Source organism: Mesorhizobium sp. M7A.F.Ca.US.008.03.1.1, assembly GCF_003997495.1.
GTDB lineage: Bacteria > Pseudomonadota > Alphaproteobacteria > Rhizobiales > Rhizobiaceae > Mesorhizobium.
The window spans coordinates 80,709-105,828 of the sequence record NZ_RZRU01000001.1 but is presented as its reverse complement, the minus strand read 5'-3'; the positions used below and the strand labels follow the sequence as shown (position 1 = coordinate 105,828).

Genomic DNA, 25,120 nt, shown 5'->3' with positions numbered 1-25,120 from the left:
CTGCATCTGTGCACCAGCCGGTTACCAATGCGTTGAAACGGAGAATTCGCTTCAAAGTTTCGACGATTTTGCGCTTCTAGGCATGTTCTGTATCAACGGTGTGTCGCGCGGGTCACACAAAAGGTTCATAGCTGTTGCATGGAAGATGCAGAGCGCGCGCCTTCTAGGATGGCGGGCGGACACAAGCCAAGAATGAAAGACGTTTTCCCAGGCGGTTTCACCGCCGCGTGCCAATTATGTCACGCTGGAGGGTACGGAGAGACCAACGCTCAGATGGTCGCTACCCAGGCACGGGCAATGGCGAGGCCAGCGGCATCCGCATCGGGCCCGTTGCGGGCCATTTCGCCATCGAGCCTGCCGGCCCAGTCGGGATGGCGAGCGGCGATGGTCGGGGCAAAGGATGTGCTCCAATCCTTGACCATCGGCCGGTCGGCCTCGAAGTGAAACTGGAAACCGTAGACGGCGCGGCCGACGCGAAATGCCTGGTTCTCGGCGACATCGTTGCCGGCAAGCCGCACGGCGGCCTCAGGCAGCACGAAGGTGTCGTCATGCCACTGGAAGATCGGGAATTTCTCCGGCAGCGCGCCCAGCACCGGATCGGCCTTGGCGTCCGCCGTCAGCGACACGCCGTGCCAGCCGAACTCATTGGCGCCGCCAATGCGGTTCTCGCCGCCGAAGGCGCGGGCGACGAGCTGGCTGCCCAGGCAGATGCCGAGCACGGCGCGATCCTTGCCGGCGAAATCGCGGGTCAGTTCGAGCAGTGCCGGGAAATAGGGGTATTCATCGTCGGCCAGCGCGTTTTGGCCGCCGCCGAGAACGATCATGGCATCATGCCCGGTCGCGTCGTCCGGCAGGGGATCGCCTTTGTAAGGGAGGCGCAGGTCGAGATCGGCACCCGCTTCCGCAAGTGCTGCGCCGACCTGGCCAAGGCCGGTATTGTCGTAGTTCTGGACCACCAGCACCCGCATGAAAAACCCTGCTGACATGAAAATGATGCGACGAGCGATACCATGTCGTCAGCATTGCAGCCAAGATGCGCGCTCGGAGAGAAAGCTATGCCACTGCAAAACCGGGTCGATCCGTTCGGTACCATCCGCGCCGTGCCCGAGCGCGGGCTGTTCACCGGCAATCGCGGCATTATCCACGATCCCGAGACGAAGACACTGCTGAAAAAGCGCTGGGCGCTTCGGGCCTGGATCATCTGCGCCTGCCAATTCCGCGATGTGCGGCGCGAACCGATGGGCCGCAACCGGACGGGCGGTAAAGCGGGCTGGACCGAACTGTTCTTCCTCGATGAGGTGACGGCACTGGCGGCCGGGCATCGCCCCTGCTTCTTTTGCCAGCGCGAACGGGCCAAGGATTTCGTCAGTTGCTTCGGCGAAGCTTTCGACATTGCCGAACCGCGCGCGCCGCAGGTCGACAAGCGGCTGCATAAGGAGCGGCTGGCGTCGGGCGGCAGGCCGCCAGGGGTTGCTCTTGAAGACCTTGCCGGACTGCCGGACGGCGCCATGGTTGCGGATGGTGGCACCGTCTATGCCCTGCGTCGGGGCAAGACGCTGCGCTGGTCGTTTGCCGGATATGAGCAACCCAACGATTTCGGCATGCCCAATGGCAAGACGCTGTCGCTGCTGACGCCGGCCACAACGCTTGCCGTGCTGCGGCATGGCTTTCGGCCGGTGTGGCATCCGACCGCCGAGGCTTGACGCCGGCGGCAGGCTCGCTCATTCCTCGGCGATGCGCGCCAATTACAAGATGCAACGTCTGTTCGTGCCCGACGATCTCGCGCCGGATGTCGAGTTCGACGCCGGCCAACAGCAGAGCCACTATCTCCTGCATGTGCTGCGGCTTGGCGAAGGCGCCGGAATCCTGGTTTTCAATGGCCGCGACGGCGAGTGGTCGGCGGCCATTGCGGCGAAGACAAAAAGGGCGGTGCGGCTGAAGGTGTCGGCGCTGCAACGGCCACAGCCACCGCTGCCCGATCTCGTCTACTGCTTTGCGCCACTGAAGCAGGGCCGGCTCGATTATCTCGTGCAGAAGGCGGTCGAGATGGGCGCCGGCATCCTGCAGCCGGTCATCACCCAGCACACGCAAGTGGCCAAGCCGTCGATCGATCGCCTGCGCGCCAATGTCACCGAAGCCGCCGAACAATGCGGCATCCTGGCGGTGCCGGAGGTGCGCGAAGCGGAAAAATTCGACCGCCTGCTGACCGGCTGGGACACAGAGCGGCGGTTGATCTTCTGCGACGAGGATGCTTCGACCAACAATCCGCTGGCCGCGCTGCAGGCGGTGAAGGAAAAGAAGCTTGGGCTGCTGGTCGGGCCGGAGGGCGGTTTTTCGGACGACGAGCGCAAGATGCTGCGCGCACTGCCCTTCGTCACCGCCATTCCGCTCGGCCCGCGTATCCTGCGCGCCGATACGGCGGCGGTGGCCGCGCTCGCGGTGATGCAGGCGACAGTCGGCGACTGGTAAGACCTCGCCTCTTGCAAGGAATGGGCAGCGCTGCCACGTTCAATTCCTGTTGACCTGTGGCTCAGGATTTTTCGCTTGATCGTCTGCTGACATTTCGTCCATTTAGCGCCGGCGATCGTCCGATCGTCCTACAGCGCCTGCCGCCTTTCGGACGTGCAAAGGACACTGTAGCATTCCATTGGGGCGCATGATCCCCAGCGAAAGTCGAAAGCCGATTTTCGGGGTCATGTGAAGAGGGTTCATAGATGGCGCGCGATACGACCGATTTCCGCCCGATCGAAGGTGTCGACGAACTCGTCGAGCACCTGGCCGAAGGCAACAAGCCGCGCGACAAATGGCGCATCGGCACCGAGCACGAGAAATTCCCCTTCTATGTCGACGGCAATGCACCGGTCCCCTATGGCGGCGAGCGCGGCATCCGCGCCATTCTCGAAGGCATGCAGTCAAAGCTCGGCTGGGATCCGATCGTCGATGACGGCCGCATCATCGGCCTGGTCGAACCGACCGGCCAGGGTGCGATTTCGCTGGAACCCGGCGGCCAGTTCGAGCTTTCCGGCGCCCCGCTGGAGACGATCCACCAGACCTGCCGCGAGGGCAACGCCCATCTGGCGCAGGTGCGCGAGATCGCCGAGCCGATGGGCATCCGTTTCCTCGGCCTCGGCGGCAGCCCGAAATGGTCGCTGGCCGAGACGCCGAAAATGCCGAAATCGCGTTACGAGATCATGACGCGCTACATGCCCAAGGTCGGCACCAAGGGCCTCGACATGATGTATCGCACCTGTACGATCCAGGTGAACCTCGACTTCGAGAGCGAGGCCGACATGCGCCGCAAGATGCAGGTGTCGTTGAAGCTGCAGCCGCTGTCGACGGCATTGTTCGCCAATTCGCCTTTCACCGAAAGCCACCCGAACGGCTTGCAGAGCTGGCGCGGCGACATCTGGCGCGACACCGACAACCAGCGCTCGGGCCTGCTCGAATTCTGCTTCTCGCCCGATTTCGGCTTCGCCGATTATGTCGAATGGGCGCTCGACGTGCCGATGTATTTCGTCATCCGCTATGGCCGTTATCACGACATGACGCACATCACCTTCCGCCAGTTCATGGCCGGGGCCGCGCGCAATGAAGTGCCGGACGGGCTGCCGACAATGGGCGACTGGGCGAACCATCTGTCAACGCTGTTCCCGGACGTGCGGCTGAAGCGCTTCCTCGAGATGCGCGGCGCCGATGGCGGGCCATGGCGGCGCATCTGCGCGCTGCCGGCCTTCTGGGTCGGATTGCTTTATGATGAGGCCGCACTCGATGCCGCCGAGGCGCTGACCTCGAGCTGGACCTATGAAGAAACGCTGGCGATGCGCAACGCCGTGCCGGAACAAGGCATTTCCGCACCGTTCCGCAACACCACGCTGCGCGAGATCGCGCGTGACGTGATGGTCATTTCCCGCATGGGCCTGAAGAACCGTGGCAAGAAGAACCGCGACGGCTACGACGAGACCTCCTTCCTCAACACATTAGACGAAGTCGTGGCGCGCGGCACCACCAGCGCCGAGGAGATGCTGTCGGCCTACCACACGCGCTGGGGCGGTTCGATCGAGCCGGTTTTCATGGAATACGCCTATTAACCCTCGGATTTGGCAAAGCTGACCGGCCGGCAAAAGTCGCTTCAATCGGAGGTGGAAACAAACTAGGCTTCTTCGGCGAGGATTTCCGGAGGAGACGCCGATGCCCACCTTGTTGGACATGCTGACACAGGCCCAGAACGGCAATGGCATGCAGGCCCTTGCCCAACAATACGGGCTTTCGATGCAGCAGACGCAAGCCGCGGTCGCCGCATTGCTGCCGGCCTTTTCGCAAGGGCTGCAGCGCAACACCGCCGACCCTTACGGGCTCGGCGCCTTCATGACGGCGATGGCCAGCGGTCAGCACGCCAAGTATTTCGAGGACGCAACCCGGGCCTTCTCGCCGCAAGGCGTTGATGAGGGCAACGGCATCCTCGGGCACCTGTTCGGCTCGAAGGATCTGTCGCGCGCCGTGGCCAGCCAGGCGGCGCAAGCCAGCGGCGTCAATCAGCAGATCCTGCAGCAGATGCTGCCGGCGATCGCATCGATGGTCATGGGCGGGCTGTTCAAGCAGACGACAAATCAGATGCAGGCCGCCGGCGGTTTTGGCGGCGGCGGCAACAACCCGCTCGGCGAGATCATCGAGCAGATGATGCGGCAAGGCGGCGGCATGCAGACCCCGGCGCCGCAGCCGCGCCAGGCGCCGCAGCCCCAGAACCCGATGAACAACCCGCTCGGCAAGGTGTTGCAGGACATATTCGGCGGCGGCGCTGCTCAACCACAGCCGCAAAGCCAGCCGCAGCCGGCGCCCAATCCCTACGGCGACAACCCACTCGGCAAGGTGCTGCAGGACATGTTCGGCGGTGGCGCGCCGCAGCCGCAAGGGCGGGCGCAGCCGCAGCCTCAGCAGACACAAAGCCCCTACGGAGACAATCCGCTGGGGAAAATCTTCGAGGAGATGCTGCGGCAAGGTGGCGGTGGCTTAGGCGGCCTCCCTGGCGGACAGCCGGCGCCGCAACAGCCTCCAGCGCCCCCACAGCAGCGTCAGGCACCGCAGCCACAGGCCAATCCGAGCGGCAGGCCGAAAAACCCGTTCGACGACCTGTTCGGCAAGATGTTCGAGACCGGCGCCCAGCAGCGTGACGACTACCAGAAGGGCGTGGAGACGATCTTCGACCAGTTCAAGCGGGACATGGACCGGCGATAGGCCGACAACAAGCGCCATCCGGCCAAGAAAAGAAAAGCCCGGTCCTGGGAGGACCGGGCAGAGTGCAGGCGAGCCGGGGGGATCCGGCAGGGAGTGGGAGCCTGCATACTCGTCAGTCGCGTCGAACCCCGAAAAGGTTCACGGCAACCTGAACGACAAGCGACAGATCAGGCCACCTTGCGGGCGATGTCCTCGATCGTTTCGACGCGATCGCTGGCGATTTCGCGCAGCATCGCCGTCGGGTCGCGGCCAAACGGCACGTCGATGGCGACGTGCAGGTCGGCGCGCGTCAGGCCGATATCGGCGAGTTCGGCGTCCGACATCTCGCCAAGGCGATAAAAGGCGCGGCGGTTTTTCCAGGCGCGATAGATGTTGGAGACGGTGTTGGCCACGCGCGTCGCAACGGCCGGACGCGAGGTGATGCGCGAGGTCTCGGTGGCGAAATCGAACGTGGTCATTGTCGGTCTCCTTCAGACTGCCGCATGACCCCGAACCGGAGGTTCGGAAAAGGATCGTGCGCGAAATCAAAGTGCTACAGCGTCCTTTGCGCATCCAAAGGACGCGCGGCGCTGCAGGGCGGACAAAACCAGGCGATCGGCGCTGGCGACAGCGGCCGTTCCGGCTTCGATTCACATGCCTTCATGTGGACAATGCCAATTTGCCATCGGCCGATTGATTAATCCAACGAATGTTTCTAATCTTTACCATCAACACTAGTGATGGATCATGTCGATGAAATCGCCGCTCGATCTCGATCAATTGCAGACCTTCATCTCGATCGCCGACACCGGCAGCTTCACCAGGGCGGCCGAAGAGGTGCACCGGACCCAGTCGGCGGTTTCGATGCAGATGCGTCGGCTGGAGGAGCGGCTCGGCAAGCCGCTGTTCGAAAAGGACGGGCGCACCAACAGGCTGACCGAGGAAGGCGACAAGCTGCTTTCCTATGCGCGGCGGCTGCTCTATCTCAACCGCGAGACCCTAGCCGCCTTCGATGACCGGCGGCTCGAAGGCACGATCCGTATCGGCACGCCCGACGACTATGCCGATCGTTTCCTGCCCGAGATCATGGCGCGGTTCACGCGCTCCAATCCGCGCGTCGAACTCACCGTCATCTGCGAACCGACGCCGGGGCTGGTCGAGCATATCAAGCGCGGCAATCTCGACCTGGCGCTGGTGACGCACAACGACGTACGCGGCCAGTCGGAGGTGGTGCGGCGCGAACCGCTGCTGTGGGTCGCCTCGGCCAACCATGCGACGCATGAGCAGGAAACGCTGCCGATGGCCTTTGGCCGGCCGAACTGCATCTGGCGGCGCGCCGCCGTCGATGTGCTCGACCAGCAGAATCGCGACTATCGTATCCTGTTCACCAGTTTCTCGGCCACCGTCATCACCGCCGCGGTGCTTTCCGGCCTGGCGATCTCGGTGCTGCCGGAATGCGCGCTCAGGCCCGGCATGCGGGTTCTGGGCGAAGCCGACGGCTTCGGCGCCCTGCCCGATTGCCGCATCGGCATCATGCGCGGCCAGACGTCGCGGCCGGAGATCGTCGATGCGCTCGCCCGGCATATTTCGGAAAGCCTGGACAATATCTCCGTGCCGGTCGGCGAAGACCCCGGGACATTCGATTTCGCGGCACTCGCCTTCACCAAGCTGCGGCGAACCAAGCCAAACCAGATCCTGCCCGGCTGGTAGGCAGGGTCAGGTATACGGGTTATGAACGGCTGGCCCGACGCAACCGCCTTGACGCGGGCGCCCAACCGTTCCCCAATCGGCCGATGAGCGAAGCAGCATCCGAATCACGCACAAACGCCGCCGAATATACGGTGAGCGAGATTTCCGGCGCGCTGAAGCGCACGGTCGAGGACGTTTTCGGCAATGTGCGGGTGCGCGGCGAAATATCAGGCTATCGCGGGCCGCATTCCTCAGGCCATGCCTATTTCGCGCTGAAGGACGATCGCGCGCGGCTCGACGCCGTGGTGTGGAAAGGCACGATGAGCCGGCTGAAATTCCGTCCCGAAGAGGGCATGGAGGTGATCGCCACCGGGAAGCTCACCACCTATCCGGGCAAGTCCAACTACCAGATCGTCATCGACAATCTGGAGCCTGCCGGCGCCGGCGCCCTGATGGCGCTGCTGGAGGAGCGCAAGCGGCGGCTACAGGCCGAGGGGCTGTTCGATACCGGCCGCAAGCGGTTGCTGCCGTTCATGCCGCGCGTCATCGGCGTCGTTACCTCGCCGACAGGGTCCGTCATCCGCGACATCATCCACCGCATCAAGGACCGCTTTCCGCTGCACATCCTGGTCTGGCCGGTGCGTGTTCAAGGCGAGACGTCAGGCGCGGAAGTGGCCGCGGCGGTCAACGGCTTCAACGCGCTGGCATGGGACGGCGCCATCCAGCGTCCCGATCTGCTGATCGTGGCGCGTGGCGGCGGAAGCCTCGAAGACCTCTGGGGGTTCAACGACGAGGCGCTCGCCCGCGCGGTTGCCGCTTCCGGCGTTCCGGTGATCTCGGCTGTCGGCCACGAGACCGACTGGACGCTGATCGACCTCGTTGCCGACGTGCGGGCGCCGACGCCGACGGGTGCGGCCGAAATTGCCGTGCCGGTGAAGGCGGACCTCGAAGCAACGCTTGCCAGCCTCGGTGCGCGGCTGAAAGCGGCGGTCCTGCGCAATTTCGAACGCAAGCGGCAGGCCGCCCGTGCTGCCGCCCGGGCTCTGCCCTCGCCCGATCAATTGCTGGCGCTGCCGCGCCGGCGTCTCGATGAGGCGACATCCCGGCTCGGCCGGGGCCTGATGGTCTCCACCGAACGCAAGCGTGCAAGGTTTTTTGCCGTAAAACTGACCCCGGCAATGCTGTCACAGCGCATTGCAGAGGCGCGGCGCACCAACGAACGCAATCTTTTGCGAGCACAAGGGGCACTGCGCGCGTTGGCAAGAGCCCGGCGTGCGGAGCTTAACCGAGCGGCGGATCAATTGCCAAAATGTGCCAGGGCATCACTGCAGCGGCACAAGCAGCAACTGGCCGTGCTGCAAGGCCGCATCACGATCGAGCCGACGGCACGGCGGCAACGCGTGCAGAGGGATTTTCTGACAGCTTTGACAAGACGCGGCACGCAAGCAGTGGTGCTCAGGCTGGAGCGCCTGCGCGGCCGCATCGTCCAGTCCGACAGGTTGATGGCGTCGCTGTCGCACAAGGCCGTCCTGGCCCGCGGCTTTGCGCTGGTGAGAGATGCGGATGGCGCCGTCGTCAAGCAGGCTGCCGACGTGGCGTCGGGAATGGCGCTTTCGCTCGAGTTCGCCGACGGCACCGCCGATGCGGTGGCAATCAGCGGCACGGCAAAACCGAAAGCCGTAGCCAAGCCGGCGGCCAAGGCCAAAGAGCCTGGCAATCAGGGATCCCTATTCTGACACCATGACCGACAATTTGCATCATCTGACAACGCCCTCAGGCATACCGCGCGCGCGAAATTTCGGCATCGGCTTCGACGGGCGGCCCGGACCGTTTAACGCGATCACCGATGTGCCCGGTGTCGCGGTCGGCTATGCGACGCTGATCTCGGGCGAGGGCGCGCTTGTCGTCGGCGAGGGACCGGTGCGCACCGGCGTGACCGCGATCCTGCCCAGACCGCTCGCCGACCTCGCCACCCCGGTCTTCGCCGGCATCTTCTCCCAGAACGGAAACGGCGAACTGACCGGCTCGCACATCGTCGAGGAAACCGGCGCTTTCAACTTCCCGATCACCATCACCAACACGCATTCCTGCGGCGTCTCACGCGACGGCACGCTGCGCTGGATGCAAAGCATGCTGCCGGCGGCGCTCGACAGCGGCTGGGGGCTGCCGGTGGCGGCGGAGACCTATGACGGTTTCCTCAACGACATCAACGGCCACCATTTGACGTCAGAGCATGTTGCGCAGGCCCTCGACAGCGCCGCCGCCGGACCGATCGAGGAAGGCAGCGTCGGCGGCGGTACCGGCATGATCACCTTCGGCTTCAAGGCCGGCTCCGGCACGGCATCGCGCATCGTCGAATGGCAAGGCCATGCCTTCACCGTCGGCGCCTTCGTGCAGTCCAATTTTGGAAAACGGCGCAATATTATCATTCGCGGCCTGCGCGCCGGGCCGGAACTCGTCGAACCGGCGGTCCGCGAACGCACGCCGCGCGCCGAAAAGGGTTCGATCATCGCCGTCGTCGCCACCGACGCACCGTTCCTGCCGCATCAAATGAAGCGGCTGGCCCGACGGGTGCCGCTTGGCGTCGCCTTGACCGGCGGCTTCGGCTATCACAGTTCAGGCGACATTTTTATCGCCTTCTCGACCGCCAATGCGAGCGCGGCGCTGGCGCCATCCGGCCGCATCGCCAGTGCCGATTTTATTCCGGACACCGACATCGATCCGTTTTTCGATGCGGTGATCCAGAGCGTGGAGGAAGCAATCCTCAACGCGCTGGTCGCCAATGACGATATGACCGGACGCGACGGGAATTTCGTGCCGGCGCTGCCGAAGACGTGGCTGAAGGAGAAGTTTGGCTGAAGACAAAACGCGGGCCAGAAGCCCGCGATGAAACAACGTCGCCGCTATGCGATCATTCCGCGGCTTTTCTGGGGGCCTGCTGGCTTTCCTCGGCCTCGGCCGCTTCCTCAAGCCGGGATGCGATAAGTTCCTGGATATCGCCGACTTCTTCCTGGATATCCTCCAGCGGAATGCCGACCTCGGCCGCCTCGGCGGCGCACTCCTTGGCCAAGGTTTCGGCCTGCTTGTCGATCCTTGCCTGGGAGGACTGGCAATGGACCTTTTCGCCGATCCATCCCCGCAAGAATTCGATGGCGTGTTCACTCATACTGCTGTTCCCTGGCGGCAAAGCCGGTTGGTAATCATAAACGTCGACATCCCGCAAAGGATGCATGTCCCCATTCCAGCCGAGTCGCGGTCAGCCGGCAAGCCAATGCCGTCCAAGGTCCACAGAGCCATAGGAAATCGAGGGGTCAAGAGCATTTTCTGATTCTGGAGGGGTCGGTACCGTTAGCTGGGTCACACCCAGCGCTGCGCCACTGTTTCTATTTGCTTTTTTCCGGTTTCCGAGCCGATTTCCGTCACAATAGATGGCACAACACACTACACATTCACAGTTGCTTCGAGGTGCTGCCCTCGGGCGCGCAGGTCGAAGCCGCCGCTATATAGTGACATCCTCCTGCAATGTCGACTCCGCTCGCCATCCTGCTTCTTTGCGCCGCGCCGAAGGGGCCGCGACGAACGCAGAGCAAGTGACGAAGGCCCCGAGCCGGGTGGAGCAAGCTTCGGCGGAACCGCTCAGACGTGCACAGCCACCACCGCCGCGCAGTCGCCGGCTTTGACCAGCCCGGGGAAATGCCGCGCCGCCAGCATGCCCGACATTTTTGCCCGGATTTCCTGCGGCGCGACGCCGGTGCGGCCGGTGGAATGGATGCGTGCCAGTACCGCGCCGTCTTCGACGGGCTCGCCGAGGTCGACCATGGTTTCGATCATGCCGTCATCTTCGGCGAACGAGAAACAATCGCCCGACGGCATGTCGAGCCACTGGGTTTTGCCCCTCTCGACCGCTCCGGCAACGATGCCGGCATGACGCAGCACGTTGAGGATACCGTGCCGCGCGATCCGCACCGTCTGCGCGCGCGAGGTGCCGCCGCCGCCAAGCTCGGTGCTGACAAAGACCTTGCCCATCTCCTCGGCTGCCGTGTCGTACATGCCTACGGCGTCGATTTCGATCATGCGCATCGAGAACGGGGCGGCAAAGGCCGCGACCGCGTCAAAGGCTTTCTGTTCCAGCGCCTTGTCGGGCAAAGTATGCGCGGCGCAGAACGGCACGAAGTCCAGCGTCTTGCCGCCGGAGTGGAAGTCGAACACGATGTCGGCGCGGGGGAGCAGCTCACGCTGGAAATAATCGGCGATCTTTTCGGTCACCGTCCCGTCCGGCCGGCCGGGAAAGCTGCGGTTCATGTTGCCCTTGTCGATCGGCGAGGTGCGCGTGCCGGCGCGGAAGGCCGGATAGTTCATTGCCGGCACGATGATCACCGTGCCGCTGACTTGCTTGGGATCGAGGGTCCTGGCGAGATCGTAGAGGGCCAGCGGCCCCTCATACTCGTCGCCATGGTTGCCGCCGGAAAGCAATGCTGCCGGCCCCTTGCCGTTGCGGATAACGCAGATCGGGATCATCACCGAGCCCCACGCCGAGTCATCTCGGCTGTAGGGCAGGCGCAGGAAACCATGCTGCACGCCATCGCGGTCGAAATCGACGGTCGGCGCGATTGGCGACGGGCGGGTACTGGACATCGGGCTCAATCCTTCACCACCAGCTTGCGCGGCACATTGGCCAGGCACTCTACACCCGTTTCGGTGATCAGGATGGATTCGGTGATCTCCAGTCCCATCGTTTCCAGCCACAGGCCGGTCATGAAATGGAAGGTCATGCCGGGCTTGAGTTCGGTGCAGTCGCCGGGACGCAGGCTCATCGTGCGCTCGCCCCAGTCCGGCGGATAGGACAGGCCGATCGAATAGCCGGTGCGGTTGTCCTTGACGATGCCGTATCGCTTGAGGACACCGAAGAAGGCGTTGGCGATGTCCTCGCAGGCGTTGCCGGGTTTTGCAGCGGCCAAGCCCGCTTCCATGCCTTCCAGCGTCGCCTTCTCGGCATCGAGGAATTCCTGCGTCGGCTTGCCGAGGAAGACGGTGCGCGACAGTGGGCAGTGATAGCGGTTGTAGCAGCCGGCGATCTCGAAGAAGGTGCCCTCGCCCCGCTTCATCGGTCTGTCGTCCCAGGTCAGATGCGGCGCCGAAGCATCGGCACCCGACGGCAGCAGCGGCACGATCGCCGGATAGTCGCCGCCGATGCCGTCGACGCCGCGCGTGCCGGCATCGTAGATTTCGGCAACGAGATCGCATTTGCGCATGCCGACTTCGATCTTGTCGACGATACGCTGGTGCATCGCTTCGACGATGCGGGCGGCCTTGCGCATATAATCGATCTCGGTCGGGCTCTTGATCGCGCGCTGCCAGTTGACCAGCGCGGTGGCATCGACAAAGCGGGCATTGGGCAGATGCTTCTGCAGCGATGCGAAGGCTGCGGCCGAGAACCAGTAATTGTCCATCTCGACGCCGACTGTCAGCTTGCCCCAGCCGCGATCCGCAAGCACGCTGGCCAAAAAATCCATCGGGTGGCGCTCGGTCGACTGCACATAGTGGTCGGCATAGCCGACGATGTTGTCGTGCGCGATATAGGCGGTGCGCTTGGCGCCGTTGGCGTCCTGGCCGCGCCCGTACCAGACCGGTTCGCCCGATGGCGGCACGATGACGGCCTGATGCACATAGAACGACCAGCCGTCGTAGCCGGTCAGCCAGGCCATGTTGGAAGGATCGCTGATAACAAGAAGATCGACGCCCTTCACCTCCATGGCCTTGCGCGTCTTGGCGAGGCGATCCGCAAATTCGCCACGCGAGAATTTCAGATTCGGTTGCATTGTTCTTAGTCCTCGTTTGTTGGGCCTGGAGCCTGTTTCAACTTCGTTGAATCCGGCTCCAGGTCATTCTGCTTGAGCATGATCTTCTCGGAAAACCGGTCTCCACTTTTCCGGATCATGCTCCTGCGGCCGGTATCAGCTTTCGAAAATGGTTCCCGCCTTCACCGCCCGCGCGCGGTCTCGAGCGAGCGTGGCAATCGCCGTGTCCTGGACGCCGGTGCCGGTGAGATCGGCGATGGTGATGTCGCTGGCCGAGCGGCGGCCATGTTTTTCGCCGGCGATGATCTGTCCGAGTTCGGTCACCTCCGCATCTCCAGCCATCACACCCGCCGCGATGGCATGATGCAGTTCACCCAACCGCCTTGTCTGGCGGGCACTGTCGGCGACATAGAGATCGGCCATGCGCAGGATTGCCGGCGCGATCTCGTTCTTGTGCTCGGCGTCGGAGCCCATCGCGGTAATGTGCTGGCCGGCGGAAACGAATCCCGCCTTGATCAGCGGCTCGGTCGAAGGCGTGGTGGTGATGATGATGTCGGCGCCGGCAACTGCATTTGCCGCGTCTGATACGGCACGCACGAGAATGCCGAGCTTTTCGCGCAGGGCTCGGGCGGTCGCCTCGGCCTTGGCTGCATCGCGCGCCCAGATGCGTGCCTCGGCAATCGGCCGTACCAGCCTGAGGGCTTCCAATTGCAGCCCGGCCTGGACGCCGGCGCCGAAGATCGCGGCAATCGACGAGTCCTGCCGCGACAGATGTTTGGCCGCGACCGCGCCGGCAGCAGCCGTGCGGACGTCGGTGAGATAGCCATTGTCGAGCAACAGCGCCTCGACTAGGCCGGTCTTGGCCGAAAGCAGCACCATCATGCCGTTGACGCTAGGCAGGCCGAGCTTCGGGTTGTCGAAGAAGCCGGGGCTGATCTTGATGGCAAAACCGTCGATGCCCGGCACATAGGCGGTCTTCACGTCGACCTCGCCGCGATGCTCGGGAATGTCGAGCCGCAGGATCGGCGGCATCGCCACCGGCAGAGTGGCAAGCGCGCGGAAGGCGTTCTCGACGCAGGCGACGGCATCGAGATCGAGTGTCACGATCGCGCGCAATTCTTGCTCGGTGAGGATCGTCATCCGGCTCATGCGGCACGCTCCGATCGCGCTTCGCCGCAAACAATCTTGCGGTGCGCGTCCATATCGATGTTGCGGCCGGAAAGCAGAACAACCACCGGCCCGTTCGTCGTGATCTTGCCGGCGAGCAGTGCGGCGATGCCGACCGCGCCGGCGCCCTCGATGATCTCGCGCTCCCGCGCATAGGCGTGGCGGATACCGGCGGCGATCTCGTCTTCACTGAGCAGGATGACATCGTCGAGCAGGTCGCGGCACATGGCGAAGGTCAGCCGGTTGTCGAGGCCGATGCCGCCGCCGAGCGAATCCGCAAGCGTCGGCAACTCTTCCACCAGCACCGGGTGGCCCGCATCGAGGCTGGCCTTCATCGCCGCGCCGCGCGCCATCGAGACACCGATGACTTTTGTCCGGGGGCTGACGGCTTTGATGGCTGAAGCAACGCCTGAGGCGAGCCCACCGCCGGAGAGCTGGACCAGAACGAGGGCGGCATCCGGGACCTGCTCGATCATCTCAAGCCCGAGCGTGCCTTGCCCGGCGATAATGTCGGGATGGTCGAAGGGCGGCAGCATAACCAGCCCCTCTTGCGCCACCAGCCGATCGACCTCCTGCTGGGCATCGTCCTGGCTGTCGCCGACGATGCGGACCTCCGCGCCCAGCCGGCGGATCTCTTCGAGCTTGTTGCCGGGCACCAGGCGCGACATGCAGATCACGGCGCGCATGCCCTCAAGCTTCGCCGCATGCGCCAGCGCGCGGCCGTGATTGCCGGTCGAGGCCGCGACCACGCCACGCGCCTTCTGTTCGGCGCTCAACGAGGCGATGGCGTTCGAGGCGCCACGCAGCTTGAAACTGCCGGTGGTCTGCCGGTGTTCGAGCTTGAGGTGAACCTGTGCGCCCAGCTCGTCGGAAAGACTTTGGGATAGCACGGTCGGCGTGCGCTCGACCTTGCCGGCAATGCGCTCACGCGCGGCGCGAATGTGCTCAAGAGTGACCTGTGTCATGATCATCAATCAGGCGGCAAATGGCTGCGTCATCAGACGGCCGAATTCGGGATGCGGCGTGTCATCTCCGCAAAGCCGCAGACAATTCCAGGCGGTCGCCTGGTTGCTGGTCACCACGGGACGTCCAATAGCCTTTTCCATGCCGGTGACCGCGAGGGCGCTACGCAGCGCCGTGCAGGACACGAACAGCGCATCGGCGCTGGCGTCGGTCGCTTCCCGCGCCAGATCGACAAGCGTTGCCGGTGCGATGCGCGCCATCTCGCGGTCGTCCTCGAAACCGAGGCAGGTGAAGCTGACGATCTCGAAGCCGCGCGCCGCGAAATACGTGGCCATCGGCCTGGATGTCTCGACCGTGTAGGGAGTGAGGATGCTGAGCTTGTTTGCGCCCAGCACACGCAGCCCGCGCACGCCCGCCATCGGCGGCGTAACGACTGGCACGCCGGGCTTTGTGACCTGGATCGCCGCCTCGATCTCGGCATCGCCGATCACCACCGAGGCCGAGGTGCAGGAATAGCAGATGGCATCGAGTGGCTCGTCGGGCAGGATCAGGGCCGCGCCCGCCGTCAGCGCCGGCTGCATCTTGCGCAGGTTTTCGGGCGTCGTCGGGTTGGCGTAGGGAATGCGGGCGACATAGACGCCGATCCGCTCGCTCGCCACCATGCGGCGGAAATCCTGTTCGCTGGTATGGTCGGTGGCCAGGATGATCAGGCCGATGCGCATGTCGAGCGGGCGCGCATCCAGCGCCGGCCGTTTTGGATAGATCTTGATCTCGGGCAAGGGTTTCAACGGCTACCTCTCGATCTTACCGTAGCGGCGTTCCAGCCAGCGCAGCAGCACGACCGAAAACAGACTGATGACGAGGAAGAAGGCACCGACCAGGGTGATCGGCTCGATATAGCGATAGTAGGTGTTGGCGACGCTTTTGGCCTGGTTCATCAGTTCCAGCACGGTGATCGCCGACAGCAGCGGCGTTTCCTTGAACATGGCGATGAAGTAATTGGCCAATGCCGGAATCATCGGCGGGATGGCCTGCGGAATGATGATGTGGGTCCAGGTCTGCCTGGCGCTTAGATTGCAGGCCTTGGCCGCCTCCCATTGGCCGCGCGGCACATTGTCGATGCCGGCACGATACACCTCGGCCGTGTAGGTGCCGTAATGCAGCCCGAGCCCGATGACACCGGCGACCAGCGGCGGCAACAGGATGCCGATGTCGGGCAGCACGTAGAAGATGAAATAGAGCTGCACCAGCAGCGGCGTGCCGCGGATGAATTCGGCTGCCCAGCCGACCGTGCGCGACAACGCCTTGTTGGGCGAGCGGCGCGCAAGCGCAATGCCCAGCCCGACGATCGCCGCCAGCACCGAGCCGAGCAGCGTCGCCAGGATGGTGATCTTCACGCCCTGGATCAGCGTCGGCATGATTTCCCAGACGAAGTTCCAATCCCACTCCATCAGCAAGCCCAATTTATCAGAAGGGCATTGGCCATCAGGCACGCACCCCATCAAGGCCGCGCGCCATGCGGCGTTCCAGCGAACGCACGCCCCACGAGATGAGCAAGGCGAGGATGAAATAGATGATCAGGATGGTGGTGAACGGCACCAGGGTGTTGCCGGTCTGGGCGCGCACCACCTGCGCCTGGAAGGTCAGATCGGTGAGCGAGATCAGCGACACCACGGCGGTCGCCTTGAGCAATTCGATGGCGTTGTTGCCGAAGGTCGGCAGCATCACCAGCAGCGCCTGCGGCAGGATGATGTGGCGCATGCCTTGCCATCGCCCGAGATTGAGCGCGGTGCAGGCCTCATACTGTTCGCGGCCGATCGACTGGATGGCACCGCGCACGACTTCGGCGGCGTAGGCGCCGACATTGAGGCCGAGCGCCAGCACGCCGGCCTGCAACGGGGTTAGCGAAATGCCGATGAAGGGCAGCACGAAATAGGCCCAGAACAACTGCACGAAGATCGAGGTGCCGCGGAAGAATTCGATGTAGGCGGTGGCCAGCGCGCGCAGCACGAAGAAGCGCGACAGCCGCCCCATTCCGGCAAGAAAGGCCATGAGCAGGGCAAGCACCGACCCCATCAGCGTCAGCTCGATGGTGACAAGCGCTCCCTGCAATATCAGGCCGAAATAGCCGGACCACTGGGTCATTGGGTCAGATGTTCCAACGTTGGGTTTGGCTCCTTCTCCCCGTTTACGGGGAGAAGATGCCGGCAGGCAGATGAGGGGCGGCGCTAAACTCTCAGAACTTGGCGCCGCCCCTCATCCGTCACTTCGTGACACCTTCTCCCCGTTGAACGGGGAGAAGGAAAAATCACTTCGCAGCGCAGAGCTTGTCGCGGCTGGTCGACATCGCCGCCGCCGCCGAGAAGCCGTAGGGCTCGATGATCTTGGCGAACTCGCCTGATTTCTTCATCTTGGCCAGTTCTACGTCGAAGGCGTCGCGCAGTGCCTCGTCGCCCTTCTTGAAGGCGGCGCCGTCGCAATAGACCGGTGCGCCCTGCACCGGAGCGATGACTTCGAGGTTCGGATCGTTGGCCTTCTTGACCAGATCATTGATCGACAGGACGGGCAGCGAATAAGCATCGATGCGGCCGTCCTGAAGCATCTTCACGCCGCTCTGGCCATCCGGCACGACGATGACGCGATCGCGTGGCACGCCGGCATTGAGCGCGAGCTTCTCCTCGGTGCCGCCGCCCGGCGCACCGATGGTCGCAGTCGTATCCTTGGCGACATCCTCATAGCTCTTGAAGCCTTTCGGATTGCCTTTCTTCACCAGCATTGCCTCGGCGTCGCACAGCACGGGTTCCGAATACGCAACCGCGGCACAGCGCTCCGGCTTCATGAACAGGCCGGCGGTGACGACATCGAAGCGACCGGCCTGCAGGCCGGGGATCATGGCGCCATATTCGGAGATCGAAGCGGCGACGTCGGCGACGCCGAGCCGCTTGAATATCTCGCGAGCCACATCAGGCGCGGCACCCGAAACCTTGCCGTCGGCGGCGACCGCCGTATAGGGCGGCTCGTTGGCGATGGCGAGACGAGCGAAGCCTTGCGCCTTGAGCTGTTCGAGCTTGCTGTCGTCGGCCGAACCGGGGATCGAGGCGGCCAGCACCGCCGTCAGTGCAAGACCGGCAACGCCGGCCAGAATGCCAAGTTTCTTCATTGTTCCCAACTCCTTGTTTCTTGTCTTGCTTTGTTACGGGGCGGCCCTCGCCACCTCGGGACGACTTCGTCGCCCTGGGGCATTGCGGTCAGACGCGATGTCCGGCCGCGATGATCTTCTTCAGGAAACCTTGCGTGCGCTCCTGCTTGGGATTGCGGAAAATCTCGTCCGGTTTGCCTTCCTCGACGATCCTGCCGCGGTCGAAGAACAGCACCCGATCGGCGAAATCATGGGCAAAGCCCATCTCGTGGGTGACCAGCAGCATGGTCATGTCGGTCTCGGCGGCGAGCTTGCGCATGACGTTCATCACCTCCTCGACGAGCTCCGGATCGAGCGCCGACGTCACTTCGTCGAACAGCATGATCTTTGGCGACAGCGCCAGCGCCCGGGCGATCGCCACGCGCTGCTTCTGCCCACCGGACAGCTGCGCCGGCATGTTCTTTGCCTTGTCGGCCATACCGACCATTTCGAGCAGTTCCATCGCCCGCTTTTCGGCGGCGGCACGCGGCGTCCCCTTGGTCAGCATCGGCGCCAGCGTGACATTGTCCATGACGCATTTGTGCGGAAACAGGTTGAACAGCTGGAAGACCATGCCGATCTTCTGGCGCATCCTTGTCAGATGCCGCTCGTCGGCGGGCAGCAGCTGGCCATTGCGCTCCATGTGGTAGAGCTGCTCGCCGTCGATCTGGATATGACCGCCATCGATGCGCTCCAGGGTCATCAGGATGCGCAGGATCGTCGTCTTGCCCGAGCCCGACGGGCCGATCAGTGCCAGCTTCTCGCCGGGCATGACCTGCATCGACAGGCCGTCCAGCACCTTGAAGCTGCCGAAGCTCTTCGAGATGCCGTCGATCTTGATGATGGGCGCTGATGCGGACAAATAAATTCCCCGTGCTGGAGAAGCCTGTGCCCCTTAACGATGCGGAACGCGCCAAATCATGTCAATTGGGAAAATAATATCATGACAATATTTCCCATTCCGCACAATTCTTGAGCAACCAGGTGCCGAAGAGCGGCGTACTCGCTAGATTGCGAGCAGCAGATGCTCCGGATCGCCAAGCAGCAGCTTGGTGACAACGCCGAGGCCGGCGCGCAGTTCCCCCTCGGTGGTCGAGCCCAGCGAGATGCGCACCGCCGGATGCCACGGCGCAGCCGAAATACGGAAGGATGTGCCGGGTGCAATCGCCACGCCCTGCAGGCGAGCCTGGGCGACAAAACTTTCCTCGGCGCGGTCGGCCGGCAGTTGCAGCCAGACATGCAGCCCGTCGCGCCGGGCGCGATAGTCGACCCCCGCCAGCACTTGCGCTGCAATATCCTGCCGGCGCCTCAAAGCCGCGCGCTGCCAGTGGACAAGCTCCATCGCCGTGCCGTCGGTCACCCATTTGGTGGCGATTTCCGCCACCAGCGGCGTCGCCATCCAGTTCGAAACCAGATGCCGGTTGGCGACGGCGGCGACGTAGCGGTCGGGCGCGGCCAGATAGCCGATGCGCAGGCCGGGCACGGTGATCTTGGTGAAGGAGGTGACGTAGAGCGTGCGCTCCGGCGCGAACGCGGCAACCGGCGGCGGCCGGTCTTCGACCAGCGGACCCAGCACATCGTTCTCGATGATGGCGATATCGTGCTTGCGCGCGACCGCGGCGATCTCTTCGCGCCGCCGCGCATCCATCAGCGTCGCCGTCGGGTTGATGACCGAGGGCTGCACGAAGACCGCGCGGATGTCGGAAAGCCGGCAGGCCTCGTCCAGCGCTTCAGGAATCAGGCCGTTGTCGTCGATCGGCAGGCCTTCCAGGTTGAAGCCGAGATAGCGTGCCAACGGCACCAGAGTATGGTGGCCGATCGCCTCCGTGGCGACCGTCGAGCCCGGCGGCGCGACGCTCATCAGCGCCACCGTCATGCCGGCGGTGGCGCCGTTGGTCAGGCTGATGTTCTGCGCGGAGGTGTCGAGCCCGCACAGTCTCAACCATTCGACCGCCACCGCGCGGTGGCGGGGAAACACCATGTTGGGCCGGAACGAAAGTGCTGAACTCGACGGCAGGTTCTCAGCCAGCCAGCCCAGTGCCTGCTTCAGCCGCTCCAGATGCATCGGCTCGCAGACCGGCTTCAGGATCGACAGATCGATGACTTCGCCCAGGCGCTCCGGCAGATAGGGCGGCTCCGGCTCGCGACGCTGCGTCTGGACGAAGCTGCCGCGGCCGATCTCGCCAGAAATCAGGCCGCGCCGGATCAGTTCCTCATAGGCGCGGCTGACCGTCTGCACCGAAAGCTTGAGGTCGTCGGCCAGCCTGCGATGGGTCGGCAACCGCGCGCCATTGGCAAGGCGTCCATCATGGATGGCGCGCGCGAACTGGTCGGCCAGCGACTGATAGGCCGGCCGCCGGATAAGCGCGGGATCTGGTTGCCACAATGTCATGACTTATTAGAGATCGAAATCAGTGCAATTGACAATCGAAATAATGCGCCGTCATGGTACCTGGACGAAAAGTGAGCCCTGATGACATCAGCGAAACTCGACCCGATCGACCTGAAAATCCTCGACGCCATCCAGCGCGACGGACGCATCACCAAGCTGGCGCTGGCCGAGCAGGTCGGCCTGTCGCCGACGCCGTGCTGGATGCGGCTGCGCAAGCTGGAGAAGGCCGGGATCGTCTCGGGCTATCACGCCAGGATCGCCATGCGCGTCGTGGCACCCGTTGCCACCGTGCTGATGGAGGTGACGCTGGCAAACCATCGCCAGGCCGATTTCGACCGCTTTGAGCGCGTCATCCGCGATGTTCCCGAGATCGTCGCCTGCTGGTCGGTCGGCGGCGGCGTCGACTATCTGCTGAAGGTAATGGCGCGCGACATCGACGCCTATCAGCGGCTGGTCGATGGCCTGCTGGAACGCGAGATCGGCATCGATCGCTACTTCACCTACATTGTCATCAAGACGGTGAAGGACGAGGTGGCGCTGCCCATAGCCGACCTGCTGCCGGCGTCGGCTTAAGGCCGGAGAGATCGTCTGTCGGGGCGCCACAATAGAGAGAGTCTCTCTACTTCAAGGCATCCAAACAGCCTCTCTGTCTGCATCGGACGGATAGTCTTCCCGCATCAGTCCGAACCGGGAGGTCTTGACCATGTCCGCGCATTTCGCCCGCTCGCATCGCCATGAAGCGCTCGACCGCCTGACCGACCGCCGGCTGCTGCGTGAACTCGCCTATGTCGACGGCCACTGGACCGCAAGCGAGGCTGCCGAAAGCTTCGAGGTCAACGACCCGGCCACCGGCACCACAGTCGCTTTCGTCTCCGCGCTCGATGGCCGGCAGACGACAAAGGCGATCGATGCCGCCGCGCGTGCCTTCCCGGCGTGGCGGGCGCTGTTGCCGCAGGAGCGCTCGAAAATTCTTCGAAAATGGTTCGAGCTGATCATTGCCGCGAAGCAAGACCTGGCCCTGCTGATGACGCTGGAACAAGGCAAGCCGCTGCAGGAGTCGCGGGGCGAGATCGATTATGCCGCTTCCTTCGTCGAATGGTATGCCGAGGAAGCCAAGCGTCTGAATGCCGAGAGCGTCACCAGCCATCTGCCGAACGCCGAGATGATGGTGCGGCGTGAGCCGCTCGGCGTCGTCGGTGTCGTCACGCCGTGGAATTTTCCGTCGGCGATGCTGACCCGCAAGGCTGCGGCAGCGCTTGCCGCCGGCTGCACCATCGTTGCGCATCCGTCCTCGGAAACGCCGCTGTCGGCGCTGGCGCTGGCCGAACTCAGCGAACGCGCCGGCCTGCCCGCCGGCGTCTTCAACATTGTCACCGGCAAGGCTTCGACCATCGTCGGCCGGATGTGCGAGGATCCGCGCGTCCGCGCCATGAGTTTTACCGGCTCGACCGAAATTGGACGGCTGATCGCCGCGCAAAGTGCGCCGACCATGAAGCGGCTGGTGATGGAGCTTGGCGGCCACGCGCCGCTGATCGTCTTTGCCGACGCCGATCTGGACAAAGCGGTTGATATCGCCATCGACGCTAAATTCGCCACGTCGGGCCAGGACTGCCTCGCCGCCAACCGCATCTATGTCCAGCGTCCGATCTACGAGCGCTTCTGCGCCGCCTTCGCCAAGCGCATCGAGACGCTGCGGACCGGCAATGGCCTGGCTGAGAAGATCGACATCGGGCCGCTGATGCATGAGCGCGCCGTCAAGAAGGTCGAGGAACAGGTCGCAGACGCGCTGACCCATGGCGCGCGCTGCCTCACCGGCGGCAAGCGGCACCTGGCTGGCCCCCTGTTCTACCAGCCGACACTGCTGGCCGATGTCACCGACGAAGCGTTGATCATGCGCGAGGAGACTTTTGGCCCGGTGGCTGCCGTAACGCCATTCGACAGCGAGGACGAGGTGATCGCCCGCGCCAATGCCACCGAATATGGCCTCGTCGCCTATGTCGTGACCGAGAACGGCGCCCGGCAGCAGCGCATGGGCCGCGCGCTCGACTACGGCATGGTCGCCATCAACCGCGTCAAGATCACCGGTGCGCCGATCCCGTTCGGCGGCGTCAAGCAATCGGGCATCGGGCGCGAAGGCTCGCGCCACGGGCTCGAAGCCTTTACTGACATCAAGTATCTCTGCCTGGATGTGGCCTAGACCCCACCCGGACCTTTCAAGGAGTCAAAAGAATGCTCGACCAGTCCAACGAACTCGCCGCCTGGGATCGCGACCACTTCTTCCATCCCTCGACCCATATGGGCACGCATGCGCGGGGCGAAAGCCCGACCCGCATCATGGCCGGCGGCGAAGGCGTCACCGTCTGGGACAACAATGGCAGGAAGAGCCTCGATGCCTTCGCCGGCCTCTATTGCGTCAATGTCGGCTATGGCCGGCAGAAGATCGCCGACGCTATCGCTGCCCAGGCGAAAAACCTCGCCTACTACCACGCCTATGTCGGCCACGGCACCGAGGCCTCGATCACGCTCGCCAAGATGATCATCGACCGTGCGCCGCAAGGCATGTCGCGGGTCTATTTCGGCCTCTCCGGTTCGGATGCCAACGAAACCAACATCAAGCTGATCTGGTACTACAACAATGTGCTCGGACGGCCGGAAAAGAAGAAGATCATCTCGCGCTGGCGCGGCTATCACGGCTCGGGCGTGATGACCGGTTCGCTGACCGGGCTCGACCTGTTCCACAACGCCTTCGACCTGCCGCGCGCGCCGATCCTGCACACCGAGGCGCCCTATTACTTCCGCCGCGCCGACCGCTCGATGAGCGAGGAGCAGTTTTCGCAGCATTGCGCCGACAAGCTCGAGGAGATGATCCTGGCCGAGGGTCCGGAAACCGTCGCCGCCTTCATCGGCGAGCCGATCCTCGGCACCGGCGGCATCGTGCCGCCGCCGGCTGGCTACTGGGAGAAGATCCAGGCGGTGCTTAGGAAGTACGACGTGCTGCTGGTCGCCGACGAAGTGGTGACGGGCTTCGGCCGTCTGGGCACCATGTTCGGCTCCGACCATTACGGCATCAAGCCGGACCTGATCACCATCGCCAAGGGCCTGACCTCGGCCTATGCTCCGCTGTCGGGCGTCATCGTCGCCGACAAGATGTGGCAGGTGTTGGTTGACGGTTCCGACAAGCTCGGTTCGCTCGGCCATGGCTGGACCTATTCGGCGCATCCGATCTGCGTCGCCGCAGGCGTCGCCAATCTCGAACTGATCGACGAGATGGACCTGGTGACAAATGCCCGCGAGACCGGCGCCTATTTCCGCGCCGAGCTGGCCAAGGCGGTCGGCGGCCACAGGAATGTCGGCGACGTGCGCGGCGACGGCATGCTGGCGGCTGTCGAATTCGTTGCCGACAAGGACGATCGGGTGTTTTTCGACGCTTCGCTCAAGATCGGGCCGCAAGTGGCGACAGCACTTGCCGCAAGCGGCGTCATCGGCCGCGCCATGCCGCAGGGCGACATTCTCGGCTTCGCACCACCGCTCTGCCTGACCCGCGAAGAAGCCGACATCGTCGTTTCGAAGGCCGCCGATGCGGTGAAGAGCGTGTTTGCCAATCTCTGAGATCGACTATGAATGCCATGACCAGAACTCTCCCTGCCACCATGGCCGCCGTGCTGCTCACCGGGCACGGCGGACCGGAAAAGCTCGTATACCGCAGCGATGTGAAAGTGCCCGCGCCTGCTCCGGGCGAGGTGCTGGTCAAGGTCAGTGCTTGCGGCATGAACAACACCGATGTCTGGGTGCGCCAAGGTGCCTATGGCACGGAGGAGGATGCCGCGGCCGTGTCGACCTGGCGCCGCCAGGGCAACACGCTTGTTTTCCCGCGCATCCAGGGCACCGACACCGTCGGCACCGTCGCCGCCGTCGGCGAAGGTGTGTCGCCGGACCGTATCGGCGAACGGGTGATGGTCGATTTCTCGATCTACAATCGCGACGACGATTCGCTCGCCGACATCGACTATATGGGCCACGGCCGCGACGGCGGTTACGCCGAATATCAGGCCGTGCCGGCCGAGAATGCTCATGTCGTCGATACGGACCTGACCGACGTCGAGCTCGCCACCTTCTGCTGCGCCTATCTCACTGGCGAACAGATGCTGGAACGGGCCGCACTCAAAGCCGGCGAGCGCGTGCTGGTTACCGGCGCGTCGGGCGGTGTCGGTTCCGGCATCGTGCAGTTGGCGCGGGCGCGCGGCGCCATTCCCTATGCCGTCGTCGGCAAGGGCAAGGAGCAGGCGGTGCGCGACATCGGCGCCGAGGCTGTCATCACCCGTGGCGTTGCCGACCTGCCGCAAGCCGTGAACGAGACGACCGGCGGTCAGCCCATCGACGTGGTCGCCGACCTCGTCGGCGGCGCCATCTTCAACGACCTATTGCGTATCCTCAGGCCCGAAGGCCGCTACGCCACCGCCGGCGCGATCGCCGGTCCGGTCGTGCAGCTCGACCTCAGGACCATGTATCTGAAGCAGTTGCAGCTGCATGGCTCGAGCCAGGGCACACGCGCCGATTTCCGCCGCATCGTCGGATACATCGAAGCGAAGAAGATCCGGCCGCTGGTCGGTGGCGTCTACAAGCTCTCCGATTTCCACCATGCGCAGGCGGATTTCATCGCCAAGGATTTCGTCGGCAAGCTGGTGGTGGTGCCGGATGCCATGTGGGGTTCGGCTATCTGAA

24 protein-coding genes are annotated in these 25,120 nt (G+C 64.0%); 11 read left to right on the top strand and 13 right to left on the bottom strand.

What is annotated here, in order from left to right; all coding sequences use genetic code 11:
* Window positions 1-269 precede the first annotated feature (269 nt).
* The gene (locus EOA16_RS00500; RefSeq protein WP_127255297.1) at window positions 270-968 is read right to left on the bottom strand and encodes a type 1 glutamine amidotransferase; all 699 of its coding nucleotides are present in this window, start codon (window positions 966-968) and stop codon (window positions 270-272) included.
* Between the two features lie 87 nt (window positions 969-1,055).
* Between EOA16_RS00500 and EOA16_RS00495 the strand changes: the two genes are divergently transcribed.
* From EOA16_RS00495 to EOA16_RS00480, 4 genes are all read left to right on the top strand, one after another.
* Window positions 1,056-1,703, top strand: coding sequence for a hypothetical protein (locus EOA16_RS00495; RefSeq protein WP_127254772.1), 648 nt, complete (start codon window positions 1,056-1,058; stop codon window positions 1,701-1,703).
* A 31-nt stretch (window positions 1,704-1,734) separates the two neighbouring features.
* Window positions 1,735-2,469, top strand: a complete 735-nt coding sequence (locus EOA16_RS00490; RefSeq protein WP_127254771.1) for a 16S rRNA (uracil(1498)-N(3))-methyltransferase — start codon at window positions 1,735-1,737, stop codon at window positions 2,467-2,469.
* Between the two features lie 245 nt (window positions 2,470-2,714).
* On the top strand, window positions 2,715-4,088 hold the full coding sequence (locus EOA16_RS00485) for a glutamate--cysteine ligase (protein WP_127254770.1): 1,374 nt from the start codon (window positions 2,715-2,717) through the stop codon (window positions 4,086-4,088).
* 100 nt (window positions 4,089-4,188) lie between these two features.
* On the top strand, window positions 4,189-5,232 hold the full coding sequence (locus EOA16_RS00480) for a DUF937 domain-containing protein (RefSeq protein ID WP_127254769.1): 1,044 nt from the start codon (window positions 4,189-4,191) through the stop codon (window positions 5,230-5,232).
* 167 nt (window positions 5,233-5,399) lie between these two features.
* Here EOA16_RS00480 and EOA16_RS00475 read toward each other — a convergent pair whose 3' ends face one another.
* Entirely contained in the window at window positions 5,400-5,690 is a 291-nt protein-coding gene (locus EOA16_RS00475) for a DUF1127 domain-containing protein (protein ID WP_127254768.1), read from the bottom strand.
* 274 nt (window positions 5,691-5,964) lie between these two features.
* On the opposite strand from EOA16_RS00475, the gene EOA16_RS00470 reads away from it, so the two are divergent.
* The 3 genes from EOA16_RS00470 to EOA16_RS00460 all read left to right on the top strand — a co-directional run bounded on the left by EOA16_RS00470 (window position 5,965) and on the right by EOA16_RS00460 (window position 9,759).
* The gene (locus tag EOA16_RS00470; protein WP_127254767.1) at window positions 5,965-6,921 is read left to right on the top strand and encodes a LysR substrate-binding domain-containing protein; all 957 of its coding nucleotides are present in this window, start codon (window positions 5,965-5,967) and stop codon (window positions 6,919-6,921) included.
* An 83-nt stretch (window positions 6,922-7,004) separates the two neighbouring features.
* Window positions 7,005-8,636 carry an exodeoxyribonuclease VII large subunit gene (gene xseA, locus EOA16_RS00465; RefSeq protein WP_127254766.1) on the top strand — a complete coding sequence of 544 codons (1,632 nt, stop codon included), beginning with the start codon at window positions 7,005-7,007 and terminating at the stop codon, window positions 8,634-8,636.
* A gap of 4 nt (window positions 8,637-8,640) precedes the next feature.
* Window positions 8,641-9,759, top strand: a complete 1,119-nt coding sequence (locus EOA16_RS00460; RefSeq protein ID WP_127254765.1) for a P1 family peptidase — start codon at window positions 8,641-8,643, stop codon at window positions 9,757-9,759.
* Window positions 9,760-9,811: 52 nt separating this feature from the next.
* Here the strand turns inward: EOA16_RS00460 and EOA16_RS00455 are convergent, their stop codons facing one another.
* From EOA16_RS00455 to EOA16_RS00405, 11 genes are all read right to left on the bottom strand, one after another.
* Window positions 9,812-10,123 (bottom strand): hypothetical protein, encoded by a 312-nt coding sequence (locus EOA16_RS00455; protein WP_224675447.1) that lies wholly within the window; start codon window positions 10,121-10,123, stop codon window positions 9,812-9,814.
* A gap of 413 nt (window positions 10,124-10,536) precedes the next feature.
* Window positions 10,537-11,535, bottom strand: a complete 999-nt coding sequence (gene doeB, locus EOA16_RS00450; protein WP_127254764.1) for a N(2)-acetyl-L-2,4-diaminobutanoate deacetylase DoeB — start codon at window positions 11,533-11,535, stop codon at window positions 10,537-10,539.
* Between the two features lie 5 nt (window positions 11,536-11,540).
* Window positions 11,541-12,719: an ectoine hydrolase DoeA gene (doeA, locus tag EOA16_RS00445; protein WP_127254763.1), complete on the bottom strand. Its 1,179-nt coding sequence runs from the start codon at window positions 12,717-12,719 to the stop codon at window positions 11,541-11,543.
* Between the two features lie 135 nt (window positions 12,720-12,854).
* Window positions 12,855-13,847: a cyclodeaminase gene (locus EOA16_RS00440; protein WP_127254762.1), complete on the bottom strand. Its 993-nt coding sequence runs from the start codon at window positions 13,845-13,847 to the stop codon at window positions 12,855-12,857.
* The gene (eutB, locus tag EOA16_RS00435; protein WP_164754052.1) at window positions 13,844-14,830 is read right to left on the bottom strand and encodes a hydroxyectoine utilization dehydratase EutB; all 987 of its coding nucleotides are present in this window, start codon (window positions 14,828-14,830) and stop codon (window positions 13,844-13,846) included. The genes EOA16_RS00440 and eutB overlap by 4 nt, the downstream gene beginning before the upstream one ends.
* A 9-nt stretch (window positions 14,831-14,839) precedes the next feature.
* Entirely contained in the window at window positions 14,840-15,616 is a 777-nt protein-coding gene (gene eutA / locus EOA16_RS00430) for an ectoine utilization protein EutA (protein WP_127254760.1), read from the bottom strand.
* A 3-nt stretch (window positions 15,617-15,619) separates the two neighbouring features.
* On the bottom strand, window positions 15,620-16,279 hold the full coding sequence (gene ehuD / locus EOA16_RS00425; protein WP_127254759.1) for an ectoine/hydroxyectoine ABC transporter permease subunit EhuD: 660 nt from the start codon (window positions 16,277-16,279) through the stop codon (window positions 15,620-15,622).
* A 34-nt stretch (window positions 16,280-16,313) separates the two neighbouring features.
* Entirely contained in the window at window positions 16,314-16,973 is a 660-nt protein-coding gene (ehuC, locus tag EOA16_RS00420) for an ectoine/hydroxyectoine ABC transporter permease subunit EhuC (protein ID WP_127254758.1), read from the bottom strand.
* Between the two features lie 163 nt (window positions 16,974-17,136).
* A complete protein-coding gene (gene ehuB / locus EOA16_RS00415) occupies window positions 17,137-17,988 on the bottom strand; it encodes an ectoine/hydroxyectoine ABC transporter substrate-binding protein EhuB (RefSeq protein ID WP_127254757.1) in 852 nt (283 codons plus the stop codon).
* An 88-nt stretch (window positions 17,989-18,076) separates the two neighbouring features.
* Window positions 18,077-18,868, bottom strand: coding sequence for an ectoine/hydroxyectoine ABC transporter ATP-binding protein EhuA (gene ehuA / locus EOA16_RS00410; protein ID WP_127254756.1), 792 nt, complete (start codon window positions 18,866-18,868; stop codon window positions 18,077-18,079).
* 144 nt (window positions 18,869-19,012) lie between these two features.
* The gene (locus EOA16_RS00405) at window positions 19,013-20,398 is read right to left on the bottom strand and encodes a PLP-dependent aminotransferase family protein (RefSeq protein ID WP_127254755.1); all 1,386 of its coding nucleotides are present in this window, start codon (window positions 20,396-20,398) and stop codon (window positions 19,013-19,015) included.
* Window positions 20,399-20,479: 81 nt separating this feature from the next.
* Between EOA16_RS00405 and EOA16_RS00400 the strand changes: the two genes are divergently transcribed.
* The 4 genes from EOA16_RS00400 to EOA16_RS00385 all read left to right on the top strand — a co-directional run bounded on the left by EOA16_RS00400 (window position 20,480) and on the right by EOA16_RS00385 (window position 25,119).
* The gene (locus EOA16_RS00400) at window positions 20,480-20,971 is read left to right on the top strand and encodes an Lrp/AsnC family transcriptional regulator (protein WP_127254754.1); all 492 of its coding nucleotides are present in this window, start codon (window positions 20,480-20,482) and stop codon (window positions 20,969-20,971) included.
* A gap of 130 nt (window positions 20,972-21,101) precedes the next feature.
* A complete protein-coding gene (locus EOA16_RS00395; RefSeq protein ID WP_127254753.1) occupies window positions 21,102-22,595 on the top strand; it encodes an NAD-dependent succinate-semialdehyde dehydrogenase in 1,494 nt (497 codons plus the stop codon).
* Between the two features lie 32 nt (window positions 22,596-22,627).
* Window positions 22,628-24,007, top strand: a complete 1,380-nt coding sequence (locus tag EOA16_RS00390) for an aspartate aminotransferase family protein (RefSeq protein WP_127254752.1) — start codon at window positions 22,628-22,630, stop codon at window positions 24,005-24,007.
* An 8-nt stretch (window positions 24,008-24,015) separates the two neighbouring features.
* Window positions 24,016-25,119 (top strand): alcohol dehydrogenase family protein, encoded by a 1,104-nt coding sequence (locus tag EOA16_RS00385; RefSeq protein ID WP_127254751.1) that lies wholly within the window; start codon window positions 24,016-24,018, stop codon window positions 25,117-25,119.
* Window position 25,120 lies beyond the last annotated feature (1 nt).